This is a genomic window from Microbacterium sp. C23T, assembly GCF_053345975.1.
In genome coordinates this window covers 105,496-115,127 of sequence record NZ_JBKFBD010000015.1, presented here as the reverse complement: position 1 = coordinate 115,127, position 9,632 = coordinate 105,496, and the positions used below count along the sequence as shown (strand labels likewise).

Annotated in this window: 5 protein-coding genes; 2 read left to right on the top strand and 3 right to left on the bottom strand. The window is 70.2% G+C overall.

Going from position 1 to position 9,632, the window contains the following annotated elements:
* Positions 1-592 precede the first annotated feature (592 nt).
* Positions 593-988: a Sec-independent protein translocase subunit TatA/TatB gene (locus ACLBXX_RS10505; protein WP_387140493.1), complete on the bottom strand. Its 396-nt coding sequence runs from the start codon at positions 986-988 to the stop codon at positions 593-595.
* 10 nt (positions 989-998) lie between these two features.
* The gene (locus ACLBXX_RS10500) at positions 999-1,229 is read right to left on the bottom strand and encodes a twin-arginine translocase TatA/TatE family subunit (protein ID WP_387140490.1); all 231 of its coding nucleotides are present in this window, start codon (positions 1,227-1,229) and stop codon (positions 999-1,001) included.
* A 218-nt stretch (positions 1,230-1,447) separates the two neighbouring features.
* Here ACLBXX_RS10500 and ACLBXX_RS10495 point away from each other — a divergent pair, with 218 nt between their 5' ends.
* Positions 1,448-3,748 (top strand): glycoside hydrolase family 127 protein, encoded by a 2,301-nt coding sequence (locus ACLBXX_RS10495; RefSeq protein WP_447657984.1) that lies wholly within the window; start codon positions 1,448-1,450, stop codon positions 3,746-3,748.
* Positions 3,749-3,773: 25 nt separating this feature from the next.
* Positions 3,774-5,750, top strand: coding sequence for an OmpL47-type beta-barrel domain-containing protein (locus tag ACLBXX_RS10490; protein ID WP_447657983.1), 1,977 nt, complete (start codon positions 3,774-3,776; stop codon positions 5,748-5,750).
* A 276-nt stretch (positions 5,751-6,026) separates the two neighbouring features.
* Here ACLBXX_RS10490 and ACLBXX_RS10485 read toward each other — a convergent pair whose 3' ends face one another.
* Positions 6,027-9,479 carry a family 43 glycosylhydrolase gene (locus ACLBXX_RS10485; protein ID WP_447657982.1) on the bottom strand — a complete coding sequence of 1,151 codons (3,453 nt, stop codon included), beginning with the start codon at positions 9,477-9,479 and terminating at the stop codon, positions 6,027-6,029.
* Positions 9,480-9,632 lie beyond the last annotated feature (153 nt).

Sequence of the window (9,632 nt, the reverse complement as noted above, 5' to 3'; positions counted from 1 at the left end):
GGGCCTCATGATCGAGTCCATCGGCATCAACCCGAAGGCGAGCCGCCTCGCCGGCATCCGGCCCCGGCCGGTCCTGATCGGCGTCTACGTCCTGTTCGCCCCGCTCGCGGGGGGCCGAGGCCTCTTGCGCGGCCCCCTGGTGGGGGGGGGGGGCGCGCCCCCCCCCCCCCCCCCCCCCCCCCCCCCCCCCCCCCCCGCCGGCGGGCCCCCGGGGGGGGCCGGGCGGGGGTGTTTCAGGTGCGCCATGACATGCGGGATCGCGGCTGTCATCCCGCGCGTCGCGCGACCTGACGGGGGATCGCGGCGAGGGACGGGCCGACCACGTGTCGCCCGGCAGAGGCCCGTGTGGGCCCCGGACGGGTCGCCGGTGCGATTCCCTGCGTCGCCCGACCGGAGCGGTCCGCACCGGCGGGCGGGGCGGGCCGGCGGAGTCGGCAGAGTGGATGCTGCCGCCACGGCCGGTGCAGCGCTCGGCGGGCGGCCCGCCACCGCGGGTGAGACGACAGTGCGCGGACGAGACCCCGGGTGAACCCCCAGGTCTCGTCCGCGCACTGTCGTCTCACGGCCGATGTCCGGGGCGGACGGCCGAAGGTCAGGCGGCTGACGGTGCGAGAGGTGCGCCCTGTGATGCGGGGGAGGGCTCAGAGAGCGCCGCATCGGAGAGGGTGGCCGCGTCCTCGGTCTCCGCCTCGGCCGCGGGCAGCGGCGGCGGGAGCGGCTGGAACGACGAGACCGGCTCGAGCAGTGCCTCGCGCACGATGCGGCGAGGGTCGTACTGACGGGGGTCCAGCTTCTGCCAGTCGACCTCGTCGAACTCCGGTCCCATCTCGTCGCGCATGCGCGCGGTCGTGCGGGCCAGTGCGGCCTTCGCCGCCTGCACCCCCTGGGCGAGCCGGCGCGACAGTTCCGGCAGGCGTTCGGGGCCGACGAGGAGAGCCCCGACGACACCGATCAGGAAAAGCTTTTCGACGGTGAGGCCGAAGAACACCGCGGACGCCTCAACTCGACGTGCGCGAGTCCGCGGGGGTTGCCGCCGGCGCCTGGACGGCGGTCGCGGGGGAGTCCGCTCCAGCGTCTGCGGTCTTGGGGGCCTGGCGCATCTCGCCCTTCAGGATCCGCGCCGATTGCCCGACACTCTTGGCCAGGGCGGGGAGACGGGCCGCTCCGAACAGGAGCAGGATCACCGCCAGCACGATCAGCAGATGCCAGCCGTTGAGGTTCGCGAGCACGTCGTGGTCTCCTTTGATCGACGGTGCGCTGTTAGCACTAACACCACGCGCGAATGCCCAGTATGACCAGTTCCCGAAGCGTGGTCAAGCGCACTCTCGAAAACTTTCGAAAAGCTTGTTAGCGCTCACTGATATCGCTAACGTGCAAAGCGGGCCAGCCGTGATCTTCCGTGCTCGGGTGCGCCTCAAGGTCCGAAGAAGAACCGAAAGGATCAGTGATGATCGGAGAGAACCCGTCAGGGCTCACTCGGCGCAGGGTGCTCGGCGGCGGACTCGCCATCGCCGGCGCCGTCGCGGCGACCAGCCTCCTCGAGGCAGGGGGCGCGCAGGCTGCGGCACCCGCACCCGGGGCGGCGTTCCGCACCGCGGGCGCGGCGTATCCCACGCGCATGGTGCGTGCGGCGCAGACGCTCGTGTACCCCCAGTCGTGGAGCGTCCGTCCGTTCCCGCTCACGTCCGTCACGCTCGGGCAGAGCGTCTTCACCCGTGCGCTCAACCAGCACCTCGTGCTGTACCGCGCCTACTCGGTCGATAAGGTGCTCGCGGTCTTCCGCCGCAACGCCGGACTCCCGACGAACGGTGCGACGCCGCCCGGCGGCTGGGAGGAGTTCGGGCCCAACCCCGATCTCCAGCGCTGGGGTCCGCGCGAATACGTGCGCGGCCAGAACGCCGCGGGTGCGGGCGGATGCCTGCGCGGCCACTACGGCGGCCACTTCCTGAGCGGAATCTCGATGGCATACGCCTCCACGGGCGAGGTCGCACTGCTCAACAAGGTCAACGCGATCGTCGACGGCCTCGAGGAGTGCCGTGCGGCACTCGCGGCCCAGGAGTACCAGGGCGCCCCCCGATACTCGCACCCCGGGTTCCTTTCGGCGTACGGCGAGTGGCAGTTCTCGGCGCTCGAGGAGTTCGCGCCCTACGGCGAGATCTGGGCCCCGTACTACACGCTGCACAAGATCCTCGCGGGCCTGCTCGACGCGCACGCTCTGGCCGGCAGCACGAAGGCGCTCGCGCTCGCCGAGGGCATCGGCCACTGGGTGTACAGCCGCCTCTCCAAGTGCACGCCGGCCCAGCTCGCGCGCATGTGGGGCTCGTACATCGCCGGTGAGTACGGCGGGATGAACGAGGTGCTGGTCGAGCTCTACTGGCGCTCGAACGACGCGGCGAAGAGCGAGTTCCTGGATGCCGCGCACCTGTTCACCCTGCACACGCTCGTCGACGCGTGCGCCGCCGGCACCGACACGCTCAACGGCAAGCACGCCAACCAGCACATCCCGCAGTTCCCCGGCTACATCAAGCTCGCCGCGCAGACCGGCGACGACCACTTCCTGGACGCCTCGAAGGGCTTCTACGACATGGTCGTCCCCGGGCGCTCGTACGCGCACGGCGGCACGGGCGAAGGCGAGCTGTGGGGACCGGCGAACACCGTCGCCGGCGACATCGGTCCGCGCAACGCCGAGTCGTGCGCCGCGTACAACATGCTCAAGGTCGCGAGCTACCTGTTCTTCAACGAGCAGAACCCGAAGTACATGGACTACTTCGAGCGCACCGTGCTGAACCACATCCTGGGTGGTCGCCGCAACCAGGAGTCGACCTCCGGCCCCGAGAACCTGTACATGTTCCCGGTGCAGCCCGGAGCCCGCAAGGAGTACGGCAACGGCAACATCGGCACGTGCTGCGGAGGGACCGGGCTCGAGAGCCACGTGAAGTACCAGGAAGGCATCTACTTCCGCTCCGCCGATCAGAGCGAGCTGTATGTCAACCTCTACATCGCGTCGACCCTCGAGTGGGAGGAGACCGGGCTCGTGCTCGAGCAGGTGTCGTCGTACCCCGAGGGGGAGACATCCACTCTCACGGTCAAGACGGCCCCGTCCGGCCCGCTGACGGTGCATCTGCGAATCCCCGGCTGGTCGTCGGGCGCCGAGGTGCAGGTCAACGGCGCGCCGGCTGGAGTCGACGCGGTGCCCGGCACCTACGCGCGCATCTCGCGCGCGTGGGCGGCCGGGGACACCATCACGGTGCGCATCCCGCTCACGGTGCGGGTGGAGGCGGCGATCGACCGGCCCGACATCCAGGCACTCATGTACGGACCCGTGGTGCTGACGGCGACGAGCTCGTCGACCAGCTACCTGAAGGTCTCGCTCGCCGACCGGCTGAACCTGTCGGGCGACGTCACCCGCGGCATCTCGAAGACCGCGGCGAACGTCTTCACGATCGGGTCGCAGTCGTACGAGCCCGCCTACAACGGACGCGATGTGGCCTACCACATGTACTTCCAGCGCAATGAGCCGTCGGTCACGTTCGCCGGCCAGGACGCGGGAGTCGCCAACCCGAAGCGGGCGAACAAGACCCTGCTCGACGAGGTGTGGGAGCGGGCGCCGTTCGCCGACCGGTTCGCCTTCCTGGGCGCGGTCGGCGAGGTCTCGGCGGCGTATGTCGCTGCCGGCCTGCTCACCGCCCGCAACCGCCAGAGGATCCTCCTCGCCGCCGGCCGCGCGCCGATCGACGGGGGCAACTGACATGCCGATCACAGAGAGGACACCGATGCACACGCGTGCCCGCAGAGCCGGTGTGAAGAAGGCCGCGCTCGCGCTGGTCGCGGCCGTGGCGCTCATCGCCGGCGGGGCAGCGGTCGCGATGCCGGCGGGGGCCGCCGACGAGCCGATCAACCTCGCCTTGGCCTCCGGTGAGAACGCGCCGGTCACCGAGGTCAGCTACGTCCCCAGCTGGAACTCCGCCGCCGCGCTCAACAACGGGGTCGTCGGCCCGACGAACACGCTCTCCGCCATGTGGGGAACGTGGGGGGCGCCCGGCAACCCGACACAGGACACCGCGACGTACACGTGGGAGCGTCCGGTCACGGTGAGCTCGTCGAAGCTCTACCTGTGGCAGAACCACCTCACCTCGGGCGGCGACTCGGGTGTCATGATCCCGGCGTCGTGGAAGGTCGAGTACCGCACCAGCGCGGGCGAGTGGGCCCCGGTCACCGGCTCGGGCCTGACCTACCCGGTGCCGGTCCTGAACACGGCCGCCCCGGTCGCGTCCCAGCCGGTCGTGCAGGCGAACTTCGACGCCGTCACGACCACCGCGGTGCGGCTCGTCCTCGACCGGCAGCTCTTCCAGAGCCAGCGCAAGGCGACGAGCGTGATCGAGTGGGAGGTCTGGGGCGTCAACGCGCCGGTCGTCGAGCCGGAGCCCGAGGACCCCGACGCCTTCATCGACTCGCAGGCCGTGGCGGTCCGCACCGTCACCGGCACGGCGCCGACGCTGCCCGACAGCGTCTGGGTGATCGGCGAGAACGGTCCGCTGCGCTATGTCGACGTCGAGTGGGCAGGCGTCCCGGCGTCGAGCTACGCCTCGCCGGGGCAGTTCGAGGTCGTGGGTGACCCCGCCGGGTACGACGGGCAGACGGTGAGCGGCACGGTGTACGTGGCGAACAGCCTGTCCGACGAGATCGAGAGCGTCGACTACTCCGCGACCATCACGACGGCCGGTGTCGAGCCGGTGCTTCCGGAGACGGTCCGTGCGACCTACGAGGACGGCACGGCCTCGAGCGGTGTCGACGTCGAGTGGGCTTCGATCGAGCCCGCAGCCTACGCCGAGGTCGACGCGATCTTCGACGTCGAGGGCGCCGTCGCCGGCTACGCGCCTGGCGCCATCGCGACGGTGTTCGTCGTCGAGCCGCTCGACCAGAGCGAGCCGATCGTGGCGCTGTCGTTCGACGCGGCCCCGCAGGGCAGCGGCTGGTACACCACCGCCCCGACCGTGACGGTCACGGCCGAGGAGACCGCGAGCCCCGTGGAGAGCATCGAGTACAGCCTCGACGGCGAGACGTGGAACGCCTACACGGCGCCCTTCGCGGTCTCGGCGCAGGGCGAGGTCACGGTGAGCGCACGTGCGACCAGCGAAGACGGCGCCGTGGGCGAGGCATCCGAGACGGTCAAGGTCGACACGGTCGCCCCGGTTACCGGAGTCGACTGGATCGTCGTGGACGGAACGTCGGCCACGTTCACCCTGGTGCCGAGCGACGCCGCGCCCGGCTCGGGCGTGACGCGCACGGTGTGGTCGGACGGCCCCGACTCGTCGCCGACCGGCGAGCTGAACAACATGTACGCGACGTACGAGGAGCCCTTCTCGGTGCAGCTCACCGAAGAGCCCCGCTACGTGCACGTGCAGGCTCAGGACGCGGCGGGCAACATCGAGGATTACGTGACGATCGAGCTGCCCACGCTCGCGGCGAACGCCCTCGATCTGCAGCCGACGGTCACCCAGCGGTGCGTCGCCGGCAAGTCGTACCTCGCGGTGTCGGTGAAGAACGCCGACGATGTCGCGGCCGACGTCCAGATCGCCACCTCGTACGGCTCCAAGACCCTCACCGGTCTCAAGGCCGGCGCCACGGTGACGAGCACGTTCAACTCGCGACTGGCGACCGCACCCGCCGGCGAGATCGAGGTGACCGGCACGGCCGGTGGCCTGGTCTACTCCGGCACGGTGGAGTACTCCGCGCACAGCTGCGGCTGACGCGGCACGCACGAGGGAACGGCCCGCGGTCTTCGGATCGCGGGCGGTTCCTTCGTGCGCGGGACGCACCGCAGGAGCGGGACGGATGCCGCCACCCGCGGTCTGCGTGACCGCCTCCACGTGCGGTGCCCGCGGCCGGAAGCCCGTCCGTACGGGCGGGTCGCAGCATCCGTGTCTCCACGATCCGACGGCTCGGCGGAGACCGGCGGTGCGCCCGGGCGCAGCAGAGAGGCCCGCCCGCTCGCGCGGACGGGCCTCTCGGGGCTCAGTGCGTGATCAGCCGCAGGTGGCGCCCGGTGTGGCCACCTCGCGCGTCACGGTGACCGGCGAACCGTTCACCGTGGCCGTCGCGGTGAGCACCGCCGTGTCCGGGGGCACCGACGTCAGACGCGTCGTGAACGACGCCGACACCGACTTGCCGGCCGCGACCGCGCCGAACGCCTTCGACCCGAAGCCGGTCGTCGCCGACATCGTGACCGGGAAGCCCTCGGCGTTGGTCACCGTCAGCACCTGGACGACCTTGCCGGCCACGCAGCGCGACGTCACGACACCCGAGACCGCGAGCTGCGGTGCCGCAGGACCCGTGACCGTGACGGTGAGGGTCACCGTGCGGTTGCCCGGCGCCACCTCCTCGTCGCGGGTCTGGTTGAGCACCGCCGAGCCGTCGGCGGCGAAGTGCACCGTCTTCACGCGGGCGTGACGGCTGGGGTCGTTGAGTCCGCCGTCGGCACCGGGGATCCACTCCGCGACCGGCGGGCGGGCGTGGTAGACGATCACCGGGTTGCCGTCCTCGTCGAGCGTGAACGAGTTGTGGCCGGGTCCGTTCTGCTGGCCGCCGAAGTCGTCCGATGTCAGCAGCGGATAGCCGGTCTTCGACCATGTCGCGGGGTTCATGAGGTCGCCGTCGACCGGTGCGCGCAGCATCCCGATCGAATACGTCTCGTTCACCTCCGATGCCGAGAAGAACACGAACACCTCGTCGTCGCTCTTGATGACGGCGGGGCCCTCGTTGATCACCTGGCTCGTCGTGCGCTCCCACGCGTAGTTGGGCGTCGACAGGAGGATCGACTTCGACGTCAGCTGCGTCGGGTCGGCGGGGTTGATCTCGGCCATCCGCAGATCCGAGCTGCCCGGCTTCTCCGCCCACACGAGGTAGTCCTTGCCGTTCGCCTCGAAGTGCGTCATGTCGAGCGAGAAGCTCGTGAACGCGGCGGTGTCGCCGGCCGCGGCCTTGACGTAGCCGAGCACGCTCCAGTTCGACGCGACCATCGGGTCGGTGTTGCCCGGGGCGCGCATCACAGTCGGGCGGATGTTCCACACGTCGGTGCTGCGGCTCGACGTGAAGAAGATGTACCAGTCGCCGTTGATCTTGTGCAGCTCCGGCGCCCAGAAGTACCGGTAGTTGCTCGAGGCGATCTTCGATCCGTTCGAGGTGTCGGGCGCGGCCGCGTTGTTGGCCCAGAGCAGCACCTGCTCCTGCGCCGTGGTGAGGCCGTTGATCGTGCTCGCGCGCCGCAGGACGATGCGGTCGTAGCCCACGCCGGCGTTCGACTGCGTCGTGGGGTACGAACCGGTCAGGTAGTACTCCGTGCTGCCCGTGCGCTCGTCGTCGCGGAAGACCCAGGGGTCCGCCCGCTCCTTCACGAGGATGCCCTTCGCGTCACCGTAGACCGGCTGGTTGACCGTGCCCGTGACCGTGTAGGTCCCGGGAGTGGCCAGGTCGACCGCGCTCGTGTCCCAGTTGACGCCCAGCTGCTTCGACGAGCCGTCGGAGTAGCCGAGGTCCACCTTCTCGGGGAGATCGAGCTCGCCGCCCACCTCGACCTCGACGTCGTCTCCCGCGTCGACGGTCGTGTTGACGATGCGGCCGAGCGACTTCTGAAGCTGAGACAGCTCCGCCTGAGTGACGGGAAGAGCGGATGCCTCGATCCCGCCCGTCGGCAGACCCGTCACGGTCGGTGCGGCCGGCGCGGTGATCGAGACAGGCGCGCTGAACGTCGTGAAGTCCGCGGTCGTCACCTCGTAGGCGGCGCCCGCGGCGGTGCGCAGCGTCACACGGTAGAGCCGCGTGCCGTTGTCGTAGGTCACATCGGCGCGCGAGACGACGATGTTCTGCGTGTTGGTGAGCACCCACTTCTGGTCGGTGAAGGTCACGAGATCCTTCGACGAGTAGACGAAGATGCGGCCGTTGGCGGCGTTGTCGGTCGCAACGAGGCCGTAGGTGCCGTCGGGCTTGCGGAACAGCGTCGGGTTCGCGAACTGCGAGGTGCCGGTGCCGAACGTGGGGTAGAGCACGCCCTTGTTGTTGTTCAGCGCGACGAGCGGATCGCCGTTCTTCGCGGCCGCGAGGTGGAGCACCTCGGTCTTGGCCGTGTTGCCCGTGCGGACGTAGGCGACGGCCTGGCCGACGTCCTGCGCCTTGACGGTGACGTCGTACGTGCGCTGCGTCGAGTTGCCGGCACGGCTGAACGTCGCCGTCAGCGTGACGGGGGCATCGGCGGCGGCGCGCGTGACGGCGCCCGTCGCCGAGACGACGGCAGGGGCCGACGAGGCCCAGGCGATCGTCGCACCCTGCGACTCGGTGTTGAGCACGATGTCGGACGCGGCGACCGTGATGCCGAGGTCGAAGGCGTCAGCCGTGCGCTCGAGGTCGCGCTGCGGGTCGAGCGCCGGGACCGCGACCGTGTAGCCGCGCGTGATCGACTGGCCGCCCAGCGTAAAGGTTCCCGTGAGGGTGACGGAGGCGTCCGCCTGGCCCTCTGCGGGACGCGTGAGCTTGCCGTCCGCGGCGATCACCGAAGGCTGCGACGACTCCCACGTGACGCGCGAGAGGTTGGGCGTGCCGGTGGCGGGGAGCGCGATGTCGGCCGTCGCCTCGCTCGGGAGCGACACGGCGTCGGCGTCGGCCGTGAGGGCGACGTTCGTCTGGTCGGTCGTGGTGCGGTCGCTCTGGTGGTACAGCTCTGCGATCTGGCCCGCGTTGTACGCGGACGTCGACACGATCACGTCGTCGACCGAGCCCTTGTAGAAGGCGTCGGCGTACGTCGAGCGGCCGATGTAGCCGACGAGTCCGGTGCCGAACTGGGTCACCGTGCGGCTCGTCGCCACCGTGCCGACGAGCGCTCCGTTGTAGTAGCCCGAGATCGAGGTGGGAGTGATGACCGTGGTGTACATCGCCCACGCGGTGCCGGTGGTCGGTCCGGCCACGCCCTGCGAGGCGGTGGTGGGGGAGATGCCGTATTCGGTGCCCCACGGAGCGCTCGGCGTGTTGCCGTTGGTGATGACCGACTTGAAGCGGCTGGACGGGTTGCGGGGGTTCAACAGCCAGTACTGCGCGGGGAAGGTGCCGGTGCCCGAGCCGAAGAACATCGCGGCGTAGTTCCCGGCGCCGGTGTCGTTGCGCAGCCAGGTCGAGATCGTCAGCGTGTCCTTGCCGTCGAACAGGTTCGCGGGGAAGCGCACGTACCCCGCGCCGCTGTTCGCCGCGCCTCCGGGCAGCGTCAGCACGCCGTCGACCACGGTCGCGCCGGCGCCGACGATCGTGCCGTTGTTTCCGTGGCCCGAGACGTCCGTCACCGCGCCGGCGGTGCTGAAGTCGTAGTGCAGGACCAGGTTCGGGTCGTCCGGAACCGGGTCCGCGTGAGCAGCGGGTGGGGCGAGAGCGCCGATGGCAAGTGCAGCGATCGTCGCTCCTGCCACCCCGATTCGCCGCCAGGACTTCGTCGCCATATGAAACCTCTTCATCGCGGTCTGGCGCCCGCGCGGGTCGCGGGCAACGGTCGCCAATGTAGCGCGTTACCGCTCACATTCATAGAGTCGCCGCCTCGGCCACGTTCGACCCGATTGGAGGGCACATCTTATGAAACGTGTTGCGCAATGGCG